Source organism: Ignavibacteriales bacterium, assembly GCA_016214905.1.
Classification (GTDB): Bacteria; Bacteroidota; Ignavibacteria; order UBA10030; family SZUA-254; genus PNNN01.
Map to the genome: position 1 here is coordinate 696,064 of JACRMQ010000006.1, position 13,538 is coordinate 709,601.

Here is a 13,538-nt window from a genome sequence, read left to right on the forward strand (position 1 = left end):
CCATCTTTCAAATGAGTGAGAATCGTAATGCCTGCTGTTATGCGTAGTGTTGCCATCTTATCGGGCTCTTTCATCAAATGGTTTGTCTCGCCTCATAATAATTGTCCCCCTAACGTGTGGCGGGTTTACTCTATAGAAATTTCCACGAAGCTCGGTAATGTTGTTGTTTTGATCCCTAACAATTGAGTAGTTACAGAAGCCACTGATGGGCCCATTGTCCATTCCCTCATACTGATATATGAGTTTATCACTTGCGGTAACTGATCCTGAAATAGATTGCCAAGTTAAGAATGGAGGAACCGTCACGAATGTAGTATCAATAATCTTCCAAGTTAGCGTGCCTGTAATACACAAGTTCTCCCCGAACTGATTCCTTACGATCTGAAAATGAGACTTACCGCCATAATGATTCGCACCAAATCCGAGTTCCTTTCCTGATGGATGTACATCGTAGTACCAGTCGCCCGTGAGGTTTCTAAACGTCTCATAGGACGTTATGGCGGGTGGATTCTGAGTATATACAAGGACGAACAATGCAATTGCCCCGCCAGCTCTGATTGAATTAGATAACCATCTTAGATTGATCTTGAGAAACCCAGGAATGATTGCTGCGATCCCAGCGGTGGAAAGTCCTAACAGTATCCTCAGAAAGAATTGTTGATATCCATCCAGCCCTCTGACGAATACTACAATAACCAAACCGATCAGGAAAAGGCATACAAACACCGTGAGTGGCTTCCAGTAGAAATCGTCAATTCTCTGTTGTGTGTTTTGCATATTTGTTGTGCTGATTGTTAAACATTATAGGTCAAAGATTTCTGTAGTGCAACATTACGCATCTACCGCATAAATGAATAGCGTATATTCAACCAAAATGGCATGATAGACGCATAGCGTTTAGCCGTCCAAATCGGAATGTTATACGCATCGTGATTATTCCACTTTTGGCTGATACATCCCCTCATCCGATAAATTGAAAATCTTTCCAAGGTTTTATTTGCGAACATGTATATATATTCCAGTAGTTTTTTAACTAGCATATCCTCATAATTCCTGGATGTATCACAAATCGGCTCCATTCTTAGCAAGTGCCGGGCAAACTGCTACAGCTGAGTATGAAACTTAATTTAATGATAACTCAGATTAACAAGATGAACACCCTCTAGCCTTATGCAAACGAAAATTGATATCCCTCTTTACACAAACCTAATGCTTATTTCCTTCTCGTACAGTATTTTGCTAGTGTAATTTTATTGAAACATAACCTAAGAGGGAAAATAAATAATTGAATTCAAGCAATGAGGGAATCTAAACCAGTCTAAAAAACACACCAATAATATTTTATAGCTTTTTAGATGTTAATACAATAGGGTGACCACCTATAAATCTAGTAGGGATAGACCTACTATCAATTTACAACTTTCGATCCTGCTAATAATAAATTAATCAATAGAGGCATTACATAAGTTGAAATGAGAATATCGCTGTATTTTTAGTACTAACCAGATTGATGATAATTCTGAGGTATCCTATAAAAAAACCCCATCTCCAGATTATGAATCCCCTGGGGGGGTAACAAGCGGTTCAAGGGGAATCCCGAAGATGGGATTAAATTTGAACGTTGTGATCCTAACTGACCACTGACTATCAATGATTATTGAACGTATATCGTTACGCTCAATTCTAGCCGATACCATCTATCACTTCAGATATTTCAATAACTTGCTCAAAATTTACAGTATTCGCTTTAGCAAGTTTAGCCTGAAATCCTTTTATAATATCTGTAGAAAATTCCTTCCACTGTTTATCCGTAAGAACAAAAAGATCTCCTTTGTAATGAAAATGAGGAACCCTTATTCCTCCCGGAAATGGCCGAGGTTTTATTGGTCCGTATGACCTGAGAGCCATTTCATGCCCCAAAGAGATTTGAGGATCCATGGGTATCTCAGAAAGAAATTCCGGTGCAACCGGTTTGATTTCGTATTTCTGGATAAATTGACCTATTTGTCTTAGATTTGTTATCCAGAATGGTGCCGGTATTCCAATCCACCACCACCAAGGCTTTACGAATCTTCCAATCATAATTTTTGTCTCCTTAATTTAGGTTGTTTAAAAAAAAGATTACTTAACATTAAAAGATTTTTCATGCGGGCGGAGAACGTTCCATGTCTCTTGCACCTCCTTTCCCTCACCATTTATTACAGGCATACCTGTAACGTGATCTATAAATGTTGGACCGAGTTCTTTCTCAAGGATCTGAAAGACATCAAATGCTGTTTCAATTGCAGCTCGTTCCGAAGCACAAAGAAATGATCCAACCCTATTATAATAGCCTGATGAAAAATAGTTCGAACATCCACACCAATTCATGCAATAAGCTTTTAAACTGCAGGAGAGGCATTCGGTGTTTATCTCTTTATTAGGTATAATTTTACAAGCCATACGATTAATGTCTAAACCTTCGTCGATATTCCCGATGCAATGACCGTTTCCATTGTCAGACCCAATAAGTCTTTCACATGGATAAATATTCCCGGACGGTGTGAAAGCAAATTCACCTTTTCCCATCCTGCAACGTTCCAGAGGTTGGTACCCCCCTCGTAAAATTACAATGATTTTACTGTCTATAAGACTAATGAAATGAGGGTTACCCCTACGATAATAATTTATATATCGATTGGCAATCTGATTGAAAATGGATGGGAGCAAATCAGCTTCACTCTTAGACCAGTTTGCAGAAAAATCAGGATTGAGATATATGTGTGTGAGTCCAAGTGAAGAAAAATAGTCAACAACTAATGGTAAATATTGAAACGTTTGTGGATGATAGACGGCATTGACCTGTAAGCACGGTATAATTTCATTTGCCTGCTTCACTGTATTCTCAACAAGGTTTGAACTACCTTTGCCATCAGGAAAATTCCGAAACATATCCTGCACATAAGAAGGACCGTCGCAGCTTATACCTAATCCTATATTATGTTTATTCAGAAATTCGGCAATCTCATCCGAAAATATCGTACCGTTTGACACAACATCAAGTTCAACTCTTTCTCTATCAAAAGACGTATGATTCTCTATTATATCTGTAATGTCTTCGATTAATTCAAAGGCAAGGAGCGGTTCTCCTCCAAAATAACCGATACGAATCTTTTCAGCAGGAGGTGTATTCTTAAATATAAAATCAACAACTTTCTCAGCTATCGGCAGAGACATTTGAGTTTCTCTTTTGCCGATGTAACAATACTTACATCGGAGATTACATTGTTGAGTAATACATATTGTATATTTCATTAATCGTCTCCACAGAAAAATATTCCTTCTAAGTAATCAAGGAATACGTGATGCCCCGAATAGCTTATGGGATAAACAATGAAAAAATTTATCTCTGGGTCTTGGTGGTTCAATTGTCTGACAACAATTATCTATCGCTTTATCGATAACAGGTTCCGTGATATGTGGAAATTCTTCCCTGATAATCCGTTTAATCGTGTCGCGCTCATATTTCTCAGTGCAGGAAACAAATAAACTATCAATATGTCTTTTCATTTTATTGTCTACTTCGTCCCAACCCATAGTTGTTTTTCCTTAATATGTTAGTGATTGTAAATTATTATTTGTGATTATTTCAATTTTTCTTTTGCTGTGTAATAGCCCGTATCAATCATATTTTTTATATCCTCCGAATCGAAATTTTGGAGGTCAAGGTGAATAGGAACAGACGGTCTGATCACTTTTATCTTCAATCTTCGATATCCTGCCAGCGGGCCGGCAATTTCCGGTGTGCCATCTTGGGGAAGATATAGATTAAAATATTCTGACCATTCGATATCATTATTCACAATCTCCTCGACCATGATATCAAACACACGTTCAGTAAGATGGATTAGATTACCGGAGTTGACGCTGACACCACCCATATCTTTAGGTTGACAGGCAATAACAATTATGTCTGTTGCGCCGTTATCGATAGCTGCTTTTAATGGGGCAACGTCTTTAATACCACCATCAACGAAGGGTTGATTGCCAATTTTCATTATGGGCATAATCATGGGAATAGCTGCGCTTGCCAGCACGTATTCAATAAAATCAGGATACGATGGATCGGCATAAGTGATGATACCATTAGATATGTTAACAGCCCCTACTTTTAATTTTATTGATGACTTTCGAATATTGTCGATCTTTATAATACGCCTCACCAATTTCTGAAGGGGTGTCGTGTCCACCAATCCGTTAAAATTATTGAACAAGGCGCCAAGAGCAATCCGCAGCCAAGAAAGCTTATTTGCAATATCAGACGGTTTCTTAATATTCTCTTTCCAGAAATTTATTAAATTTGAACCGATCAATGACCATTCACGGGGATCCTTCGGGATACCATGTTTCCCAATTTCATTACATAGAAATGCCGCATTCAGTGATCCAACAGAGATACCATAAATGAAATCCGGGTAAAAACCAGACTCGATAACAGCTTTGATAGCACCTGCTTGAAATCCTCCCTTGATTGATCCTCCACTTAGAACAAGAGCTCTTTTTTGTTCGATTGGCATAGATAATCCTTTTAAATGATAAAACGATTGGTACTCGGTTTTAATACACTGCAACAATTATTATTTCATAGGGTAAATTCCACGTTAAGACCTCAGGACGCTCGACGGCATTTCTAACTCTCCATGAAACAATCGCGAGATTAAGTCGCGGAATACCAAGTACGTGCAAACGATCACCTGATTTTAAATCTTTTAGTTTTTTCTCAGGTTCTGAATCTTTAATGAAGATCATCCGACGATTCCTTACCAAGAGATCTTCATTCGTATCATAAACTGCCGCCATGAGAAGTGTCCCGTCTTCCACTTCAAATGGAGTCGCATTGGGTTCCATTATAAACTCAACATAGTTATAGCCTGCCATAGGTGTGATGATTGTTGTCGTTTTCTTCTCCGCATCGACTTTGATTTGGCATTGTTTACCTTCATAGCTTGTAAAAGCACGTTCTGCGTCTTTGGGTTCAAAGCCATCAATCGTTTTCAATGAACGGAGTAACGATATATCTCCTATCTTCGTAACAGGATGAATCTCAAATACATGGTCGGGATTTGAAGTAGTAAATTTTGAAAGTCGTTTCCCTTGGATTTGTTCCGAATGCCCACCGTGTTCACACCATATTCTCCAAGCACCGGTTAATTTAACCGGGTCGGTTGTCCCTTCATGTTGATGAACAAGATCAACAGCGTCTTTGTCATCTTTAGCATTCATGATTTCGGCAACGACAGGCAGCTTGATCTCGGGAGCTCTCCCTGCAATGTGAAGATCGCCGTCTTTCTTCGCTGAATTGGGTCTCTCGTGCGCTTTATCAATTGTGTAAGTGGCCGTGATTGTCGCCCTATTTTTATATTTCTCGATGAAATTGTTTTTAAGTGTAATAGTTGTCTGTGCAACTGTAATACTGACGACAACTATAAAGAGAAATATAAATTTCCATAGAATTTGCGGCCAAATTATTTCTAATTTATACCGAAAGGAAATGTTTATTTTCATGAAATATTTTCTCCTTTCCCGAAAAAAAAGAAATTAAAAAGTGGAGTTGAAATTATCCTAATGTTATTTCAGAAAAGATACAAGACGGTCCAGACCTATAAATGCAGCAGGTTGAAACCTATTTCTAAAGGAGGTATTCAATGAGGATAAATCAAATAAAGAATATAATTACTTGATTATCCCCTTGGATAAGGCATAATGTGTAAGATTTGCAACGTCATGAATATCGAGTTTATCCATAACTTGCTGTCTGTATTTTTCAACAGTTTTTATGCTAATAGTGAGTATCGTGCTGATTTCCTTGTTCGTTCTCCCTTCAGCAACTAAGTGCAAAACTTCACGCTCTCTAATGGTGAGGCCATTGGGTTTTTTCTTCGGATTTCTCTGCTTTTCAACAACTATCTTCATAATAGAAGAACTAAAAGAGACTCCTCCCCTGTTGACGATTCTGATCGCTTTTATCAACTCTTCAGCTGCATCTTCTTTAATAATATATCCGGAGACACCTGCCTGAATAGCATGATCGACGATCTCTTCTTCTGCGCTCATTGATAAGATGATAACTTTGATAGATGGATCTTTAAGTAATATTTGCCTTGCAGCAAGTAGACCATTGAGTTTAGGAAGAGTTATATCCATAATAACAATGGCTGGTTTTACATTAATCGCGGTTTTGATCGCTTCTTCGCCGGTAGATGCCTCACCCACGACCTTAATATCTTTTTCGGCGTCAAGAATTGACCGAAAACCCTGACGAACTATTTTATGATCATCTGCAAGTAACACTGTTATCTTTTCCATAGTAATGCTTCCTTGTACTGTCATTTAAGGAACTGGTTTTTCAATAGATGATTGAATCGGAATTTCTACCCTAATAGATGTCCCTATACCTTCTTCCGACCGAATATAAAATTTCCCATTGATAAGCCTAGCACGTTCTTGCATCCCTAAGATTCCAAGATTTTTTCTTTCTAATTGATTAATCTTGATGTTTTCCGGATTGAATCCCTTTCCGTCATCATCGATTTCAAGAACGACATTGTTGTCATGCTTATCAAACATAATAGTCACAGCTTGTGCTTGAGCATATTTTGCAACATTGGTCAAACTTTCCTGCACAATTCGGTAAAGAACCGTTTTCTGTTCACCGTCAAGGCAGTCAATTGATTCATCACCGGGCATCGAAACGATAACACCTGTCCGCTCAGAAAATTGATTTGCAAGTTGGCGTACCGCCGGAATCAGTCCCAATGAATCCAACGCTGCCGGTCTTAACTCACGAAGATAAGAACGGATCTTCAAAAATATTTGATCGGTTAACGATTTTGTATCGTTGATTATTTTCTGAATCTGCACCTGATCATTGGAATGATTATTCCCTAAGATTTTGAGATTGAGAGTAACGGAAGTCAACATCTGACCTACTTCGTCATGCAGTTCGCGGCTAATTCTTCCGCATGCTTCTTCATGAGTTCGTATCAGTTCCCTTGATATCTGATCCAGATTCTTTTGCATAACGAGTGCTTCATCAAGGAGTCTTTTAGCCTTATAATTAGATTTTACAAGCGCACGTTCGGATCGTCTTTGTTCGGTAACATCGCGCGCAATACCTCGAACCGCCATCCTATTCCCACTTTCATCAAGGACGATTGAGCTTTTATATTCAAGTATGTATAATTTCTTCTTGTCCTTGGAAAATAGTATCGCTGTACCGAGCAGTTCTTCAGTTCCATTTCTAAATTTATTTAGATATTCCTCTATCCCTGAATGATATATTTCCTTAACAAAGTATCTGAGATTCTTACCAATAATGTCCTGGCGGGAATAATCGAGCAATTGTGAGGCAGATTTATTAATTTCCAAGAAGTCGCCATCAAGTGTGTGAATATAGATGATATCGGAAACATTATGAAAAAGGTCGCTGTATTTTTTTTCACTCTCACGCAATAGTTTTAGTTTTTCTTTTTGATGAAAGAAAAATATAATAATAATTGATCCGCTCAGGATCAAGAAAAGGATAGTACCGAAATAGAACGTCGAATAAAAATCGTTCATCGTTTCACCATAAGAATTCCGGCAGAATAAATTACGTTTGTAAAAGTGTCCAAAGACCAGTGAACGTACATAATAACAAGAGCATCCGAATAATTCATTGCGGCAAATTGGTTCACCAATGAATAATATACGATGCTGCCTGAATAGTAAATAAGTATCCCGCTAATTATCCAAATGCGAGATCTGATTGATGAAGTGGTTGAGTTGATTCTAAAACTTTGGAATAAAGTTAGAATCGAAACTATTATAATTATCAGGCAAGCGCTCGGGTGAATATAATTACTAAGCCCGGAGAACGATTCAATTGTAAATTTTGATATCAACCATGCTACCGCAAACACGGGGATAGTTAGTTCTAAAGTCGATCCGATTTTTTTATCCGATTGCCAATTAGCGAACATCAGCATCAGAAAGATATATTCCAACAGATCATATATGTGAAGCACCCAATGATTATTAATGGAAAGTATCATAAGAGTGTAAGTAATAACCTCTATTATCATTATTACTATAATAAAACAGAAAAAGAAGATCATACCCCTGTCGAATCTTCTAAATCGCAGAGCACCTAAGACAAAAACTGCAATCGTTGAGCTCAAATATATATATGCAATAATTGGGAGCTTCACAATAAATTTTATACCTATTTATAATAAGTTATTTAGTGAGCGCATTATCGGAACTGCACAAAGGCGGACACGGGAATCCATACTCTAATATCGTATTATCCGACATGTCATTACCGGCTTTATCTACCCCGACGATAACAAGCGCCGGATTTCCATCATCTTTTTTCGCAAAATAGATTCTTATTCCGATGCATCCTTCTTGTTTCAGGACTTCTTGAATTGCATTACCTCCAAAATATTCACCGAGAACTGAACCGGTTGGAACTGATTCTCGATAATTTTTTATGAGGCGCGATGCATCGTATAAACCGATAGAATGGTTTTCGTAACCGGTTAATTGTACTTGTTCAGTTTTTGTCCGTGCGCTTATGCTATCATCGATAATTAGAAAAGATAGCAATAATATTATTAGAATAAAAGACGGAACAAGTAGAAAATAACGTACAGCATTTTTGTTAAGCATAAAAAACCTCTCAAAAATAAAATGTGATATTGGTTGTTATTTAAAGAAGGTACACGTAATCTCTTTTCATGGAACTTTCCCCGGCTATGTAAGCATAACAATATGAATCGCCAATAATCTACTTTATTAAATATGAAATTACAATGGGGTAAAACCCTATTTAGAGAGTAGGTCTATACCTTTGATGGCATGGGTGTTATAACTATTAATGCTAAACAACGGAAAATATTTTGTTTTCTCATTGACAATAGTTTTATATTTGACTAATTTTCATGGGGGAAATGATAACATTCCCTTTCAAAGATTTTATCGATCATACAAATTAAATGAGTTAAGTTTTTATTGAACAAATTTATTAATACTGATTTTATTCTAACTTTTTGTCAACATCATAATCACAAGATCATAAATTTGTATGATCTACAGTTAAAGGCTTGAGGTAAACAATCGTTTTCATATTTGGTCTAAAATGATTTTAAAATGAAGAAATATTTTTTTTCATTGTGATTTTCTTTTTTATCATATCTACTCTGTTCAGAATTATATAGTACAGAGAGAATTAATCTAAATATAAAATTAGAAATGCTTAAAACAGATAATAATTCTAATTCGATTTCATTAATCGTCGGGCAATTTATTCGCTTGATGAAATTAATTCAACCATTTTGGCCCCATCTATTTCGTTCAATAAAAATATCTGCCATTACTGGTATTATTGCTCTTCTTTTACCATATACATCTAAATTACTCATTGATGAAGTCTATCCTTCCCAGAATGTAACATTGATGCATATTATTGTAATAGGGACGTTGGTAATTAGTATTTCCAACATGTTGATGGGTACTTTACGATCTTATTACACAACTTACATAAGTTCGATTATGGGAGGTACTCTAAGCTTAATGTTCTTCAATCATTTACAATATTTGCCAATTACATTTTACGAGGAACACCGTGTTGGGGAGATTACCAGTCGTTTTGGCGACGTCCGATCTTCACTAAATAGTGCTTCGCAAATTCTAAGTAATATTCTCATGAATACATGGTATTTAACTTTAGTACCACCTGTATTATTTCTATTACAGTGGAAGTTAGCAGTTGCCTCGTTGATTTTAATACCGGTATCAGCGGTAATAACATTTTTTTCCGGCAAAGTCCTCCGGCGATTATGGAAGAAATCTGCCGAAGCCGCCGCTGAAGTTAATGCAATTCAAGTTGAAGCGCTTAGCCAGATTAGAATCTTAAAATCCATGGCAGCTGAACGTCTAATGTTTAAACGAGCTAGGGATTCGGTGAAAAGTGCACTCCATGCTCAATTCCATGCAGTTGGCACAAGCCATCTTTTTGGGATATCTACTGGATTTTTATCAATACTCAACACTGCGATTTATACTTGGTTTGGATGGACGTTAATCTTTTCTCGTCAAATGACTTTAGGAGAATACATTGCATTCTCTGGTTATATTGGGTACCTTTACGGTCCTATCTTAAATCTCGTCGGCCTTTTCAATGATGTCCAACAAACTTCGGTTAGTCTGAATCGTATGTTCGAATACTTAAATATTAAGCCGGAACAATCTCCTTTAACTGCATATGAAGTGAATTCAACAATTGAGAATAAAGTATATATAAAGGGAGGTGTTGAGTTTAGTCATATTTCATTTAGCTACGAACCTCATAAACCTGTGTTGAAGGATATATCATTTACTGTATGTGCAGGAAGTGTTTTTTGCATTTTTGGCCCAAGCGGTAGCGGTAAAACAACGATTACCCGTTTACTCACCCGCTTTAATGATCCCACCGCTGGTAAAATATTGATTGATGGTATACCAATCAATGAGATTCCGCTCTATGATTTGCGTCGCCATATCTCTGTTGTGATGCAAGAAATAGGCCTTGTTAGAGGAACTGTTTGGGATAATTTAATACTTGCGTGTGAGAATCCATCTAAAACAGTTGTTGAAGAGGCTGTACGTATTTGTCATTTAGATAAAATGATCACCGAGATGCCTTATGGATTTGAGACACCAATCGCTGAATGGGGTGCCAGCATATCCGGAGGTCAACGTCAACGGTTGGCAATTGCTCGAGCACTTGTTAGAAATACTCCTATCCTCATTTTGGATGAGGCAACATCCAACTTGGATGTTTTAACAGAATTGGAGATCCTGAAGGAGCTCATCATGTATTGGCAGGGACGAACGATAGTCTTGATTACCCACCGCATCGGGTCTACAGCACTTGCAGATAAAATCTGCGTGATGGATGCTGGACAAATTATCGGAATCGATGACCATCAGAATTTATTAAAGAACAATTCTCTTTATTATCAAATGTATAAGATTGCAACCGCAGATAGTAAGGATTGTTCACATAGCGTACGAACAAAAATCTCAATGTGAAATGACAATATGTTTTATATTCTAAATTCATAAAGAGACCAATTTTTATGCCAGATTCTCAACAGGAAAAAATACAATTGTACGATTACCAATTACCCGATCTAGGCACAATACCTGGCACACCGATAACATTTTTACAGCATGTAATGAAAATCGTGTTTTTTATCTTTTCTTTATCATTTTTAACAGGTTTAGTAATTGCTTTTACGATAACATTTGACACAACCATTGATGCAAATGGAATTCTTGAGCCAAAAATAGTTATCCCAGTTCGGAGCAACCAAACTGGTATCATTCAGCAAATAAATACTTCAACTGGTGCTATAGTTCAGAAAGGTCAAATCATCGCGAGATTAGATTCACTGAGTTTCGAAAATCAACTAATAAAAATTGAATCGGAATACCAATCAAAAAAATACGATTACCAAAAAACCATACAAGTTATTGATGTTCAACGACAACAAGAGGTTGAGCTATTATTGGACGCAAAGGCTAAACTAATTAGATCGAAAGCTCAGTTTCGAAATAGTCTTCTCCAGTATGGGTTCAATGCATACGATGATTCTTTCTCTGCACATTATAAAGTCGGTACGCATACGGGAATCGATATCGCTTTATCAGATATTTCATCTGCAGAAGCGGTAATTCGATATCATACATCCAAAATCGAAGAAATAGATCTAAACCTGTTGAATATCCAGAAAGAACTCAGTGAATTAAAACAACTTGAAAAACAAATAACAATTCTAAATGAAGTGACACGTCAACTAACTATTTTTTCTCCAGTTTCGGGAGTTGTCTTAACTGAAAATGTTGAACGATTGAATGGATCACTTATTCGTGAAGGAGACCCCCTAATTGAAATTGGAGGCTTAGATTACTGGCGAGTGAATCTTTTTTTAAATGATCAAGAAATACATGAGATTAAAACAGGTGATTTGGTGAGCATCTCGATTAAAGCATTGCCATTTATGAAGTATGGATTTTTCTCCGGGAGAGTCGTTTCAATCGCATCCGAACCGGTAAGCGCAGAACAAACTAAATTTATTGGATTATTTAGAGTTACGATAGATATAGATTCGTTGAGTTTGAATTCCGTAATCCGAGGCAAATTACGACGCGGTTATAATGTCGAAGGAAAAATCAAGACTGGTTCTGGACGCATCATCGATTTTATATGGAAAGAATTGAAAAATTCAAGAGCGAGTTTATAAATGCTAGGAATGAATAAGAAAATATAACTCTATTACCATTACCCAGCTCATCTATTTTCGATTGATATGATAACTTGAGCTAATTGAAATTTAATTACATAACTTAATACAAAAGATCTATGAAAACAGCAAATCAAGCTAATAATCAAATCATGGCAATAACCTATGGTGATTTAGAATGTCGAGAGAGATTTATTTTCTCTAGTTGTGTTATGTTGGAGATATTAGAGAAAGCAGAAAAATTCGCTCAATCAGACATATCTGTTTTAATAGAAGGTGAGAATGGGGTCGGAAAGGACGTTATTGCTCGCTATATCTATGCAAAGAGTAGTAGAGCGGGCAGACCGTTCATACAGGTAAATTGTGGTTCAATTCCTGAAACATTATTTGAGTCAGAATTTTTTGGATTTGAAAAGGGATCCTTCACGAACGCCCTTAGAGATCATAGAGGATATTTCGAGCGGGCAAATAATGGAACAATAGTAATAGATGAGATTAGCGAAATACCATATCATCTTCAGGTGAAACTCTTGCATGTTTTTGAAGATCGCAGTATTTATCGCGTCGGAAGTGAAAAAAGAATTCCATTGGATATTAGAATAATCGCTACAACGAATTCAAACCTTAAATCTCTTGTTCATGAGAAGAAATTCAGGCAAGATTTGTATTATCGATTAGCGAGTTGTACAATTTTCGTTCCGCCTTTGAGAGAAAGAAAAGATGATATCAAAGTACTTTCAGAACATTTTGTTAGAAAGTATTCTAATGGTACAAAATACTTAAGTTTGGGAGCATATAATAAATTACTAGACCACGGATGGCCCGGGAACATAAGAGAACTCGATGCATGCATTCATCAGTCAATATTATTAACCAATGGAAAAGCATCCATTGATATAGATGATATAAAATTAGATAATCCTATATACAAAAATAATCACAGAGAGCTTCAAATTATCGTTGATACATTGCAACAATTTAATGGATGTATTAATAAATCTGCAAGGTATTTGCATGTACATAGAAACACCCTTTATTATTATATCAAGAAACATCAAATCGATATAAATAATATAAGAACCTCCCTATTATTACGCAATAATCAAAAATAATCTCATTTGAGAATATTATTTACATCGGGATTCTATAGTCAAAACATACAAAGTAAGGATACTGTTAATAATTGTCTTATGATAATTTTATGATGTTTTTATAAAAAGAAAAAAGTAT

Annotated in this window: 13 protein-coding genes; 4 read left to right on the plus strand and 9 right to left on the minus strand. The window is 36.4% G+C overall.

Going from position 1 to position 13,538, the window contains the following annotated elements; translation table 11 throughout:
* Window positions 1-57: 57 nt before the first annotated feature.
* From HZB59_06970 to HZB59_06980, 3 genes are all read right to left on the minus strand, one after another.
* Window positions 58-777, minus strand: a complete 720-nt coding sequence (locus HZB59_06970) for a hypothetical protein (GenBank protein MBI5021159.1) — start codon at window positions 775-777, stop codon at window positions 58-60.
* Between the two features lie 906 nt (window positions 778-1,683).
* Window positions 1,684-2,082: a hypothetical protein gene (locus tag HZB59_06975; GenBank protein MBI5021160.1), complete on the minus strand. Its 399-nt coding sequence runs from the start codon at window positions 2,080-2,082 to the stop codon at window positions 1,684-1,686.
* A gap of 39 nt (window positions 2,083-2,121) precedes the next feature.
* The gene (locus HZB59_06980) at window positions 2,122-3,294 is read right to left on the minus strand and encodes a radical SAM protein (protein MBI5021161.1); all 1,173 of its coding nucleotides are present in this window, start codon (window positions 3,292-3,294) and stop codon (window positions 2,122-2,124) included.
* 78 nt (window positions 3,295-3,372) lie between these two features.
* Between HZB59_06980 and HZB59_06985 the strand changes: the two genes are divergently transcribed.
* The gene (locus tag HZB59_06985) at window positions 3,373-3,528 is read left to right on the plus strand and encodes a hypothetical protein (GenBank protein MBI5021162.1); all 156 of its coding nucleotides are present in this window, start codon (window positions 3,373-3,375) and stop codon (window positions 3,526-3,528) included.
* 95 nt (window positions 3,529-3,623) lie between these two features.
* On the opposite strand, the gene HZB59_06990 is transcribed toward HZB59_06985, so the two are convergent.
* From HZB59_06990 to HZB59_07015, 6 genes are all read right to left on the minus strand, one after another.
* A complete protein-coding gene (locus tag HZB59_06990) occupies window positions 3,624-4,556 on the minus strand; it encodes a patatin-like phospholipase family protein (GenBank protein ID MBI5021163.1) in 933 nt (310 codons plus the stop codon).
* Between the two features lie 40 nt (window positions 4,557-4,596).
* Window positions 4,597-5,544 carry a hypothetical protein gene (locus tag HZB59_06995; protein MBI5021164.1) on the minus strand — a complete coding sequence of 316 codons (948 nt, stop codon included), beginning with the start codon at window positions 5,542-5,544 and terminating at the stop codon, window positions 4,597-4,599.
* 168 nt (window positions 5,545-5,712) lie between these two features.
* Window positions 5,713-6,345, minus strand: a complete 633-nt coding sequence (locus tag HZB59_07000) for a response regulator transcription factor (GenBank protein MBI5021165.1) — start codon at window positions 6,343-6,345, stop codon at window positions 5,713-5,715.
* A gap of 24 nt (window positions 6,346-6,369) precedes the next feature.
* On the minus strand, window positions 6,370-7,599 hold the full coding sequence (locus tag HZB59_07005) for a PAS domain-containing sensor histidine kinase (GenBank protein MBI5021166.1): 1,230 nt from the start codon (window positions 7,597-7,599) through the stop codon (window positions 6,370-6,372).
* Window positions 7,596-8,228, minus strand: a complete 633-nt coding sequence (locus HZB59_07010) for a hypothetical protein (GenBank protein ID MBI5021167.1) — start codon at window positions 8,226-8,228, stop codon at window positions 7,596-7,598. Before HZB59_07010 ends, HZB59_07005 begins: the two co-directional genes overlap by 4 nt.
* 28 nt (window positions 8,229-8,256) lie before the next feature.
* Window positions 8,257-8,691 carry a hypothetical protein gene (locus tag HZB59_07015; GenBank protein MBI5021168.1) on the minus strand — a complete coding sequence of 145 codons (435 nt, stop codon included), beginning with the start codon at window positions 8,689-8,691 and terminating at the stop codon, window positions 8,257-8,259.
* A 582-nt stretch (window positions 8,692-9,273) separates the two neighbouring features.
* Between HZB59_07015 and HZB59_07020 the strand changes: the two genes are divergently transcribed.
* The 3 genes from HZB59_07020 (at window position 9,274) to HZB59_07030 (ending at window position 13,420) form a co-directional block, all read left to right on the plus strand.
* Entirely contained in the window at window positions 9,274-11,094 is a 1,821-nt protein-coding gene (locus HZB59_07020) for a peptidase domain-containing ABC transporter (GenBank protein ID MBI5021169.1), read from the plus strand.
* A 47-nt stretch (window positions 11,095-11,141) separates the two neighbouring features.
* Entirely contained in the window at window positions 11,142-12,308 is a 1,167-nt protein-coding gene (locus HZB59_07025; protein ID MBI5021170.1) for an efflux RND transporter periplasmic adaptor subunit, read from the plus strand.
* A 119-nt stretch (window positions 12,309-12,427) separates the two neighbouring features.
* Entirely contained in the window at window positions 12,428-13,420 is a 993-nt protein-coding gene (locus HZB59_07030) for a sigma-54-dependent Fis family transcriptional regulator (GenBank protein MBI5021171.1), read from the plus strand.
* Window positions 13,421-13,538: the final 118 nt, after the last annotated feature.

Bases quoted from the DNA above. Each gene is read 5' to 3' on its own strand.
- HZB59_06970 (MBI5021159.1), bottom strand. From the start codon at position 777: ATGCAAAACACACAACAGAGAATTGACGATTTCTACTGGAAGCCACTC.
- HZB59_06975 (MBI5021160.1), bottom strand. From the start codon at position 2,082: ATGATTGGAAGATTCGTAAAGCCTTGGTGGTGGTGGATTGGAATACCG.
- HZB59_06980 (MBI5021161.1), bottom strand. From the start codon at position 3,294: ATGAAATATACAATATGTATTACTCAACAATGTAATCTCCGATGTAAG.
- HZB59_06985 (MBI5021162.1), top strand. From the start codon at position 3,373: ATGAAAAAATTTATCTCTGGGTCTTGGTGGTTCAATTGTCTGACAACA.
- HZB59_06990 (MBI5021163.1), bottom strand. From the start codon at position 4,556: ATGCCAATCGAACAAAAAAGAGCTCTTGTTCTAAGTGGAGGATCAATC.
- HZB59_06995 (MBI5021164.1), bottom strand. From the start codon at position 5,544: ATGAAAATAAACATTTCCTTTCGGTATAAATTAGAAATAATTTGGCCG.
- HZB59_07000 (MBI5021165.1), bottom strand. From the start codon at position 6,345: ATGGAAAAGATAACAGTGTTACTTGCAGATGATCATAAAATAGTTCGT.
- HZB59_07005 (MBI5021166.1), bottom strand. From the start codon at position 7,599: ATGAACGATTTTTATTCGACGTTCTATTTCGGTACTATCCTTTTCTTG.
- HZB59_07015 (MBI5021168.1), bottom strand. From the start codon at position 8,691: ATGCTTAACAAAAATGCTGTACGTTATTTTCTACTTGTTCCGTCTTTT.
- HZB59_07020 (MBI5021169.1), top strand. From the start codon at position 9,274: ATGCTTAAAACAGATAATAATTCTAATTCGATTTCATTAATCGTCGGG.
- HZB59_07025 (MBI5021170.1), top strand. From the start codon at position 11,142: ATGCCAGATTCTCAACAGGAAAAAATACAATTGTACGATTACCAATTA.
- HZB59_07030 (MBI5021171.1), top strand. From the start codon at position 12,428: ATGAAAACAGCAAATCAAGCTAATAATCAAATCATGGCAATAACCTAT.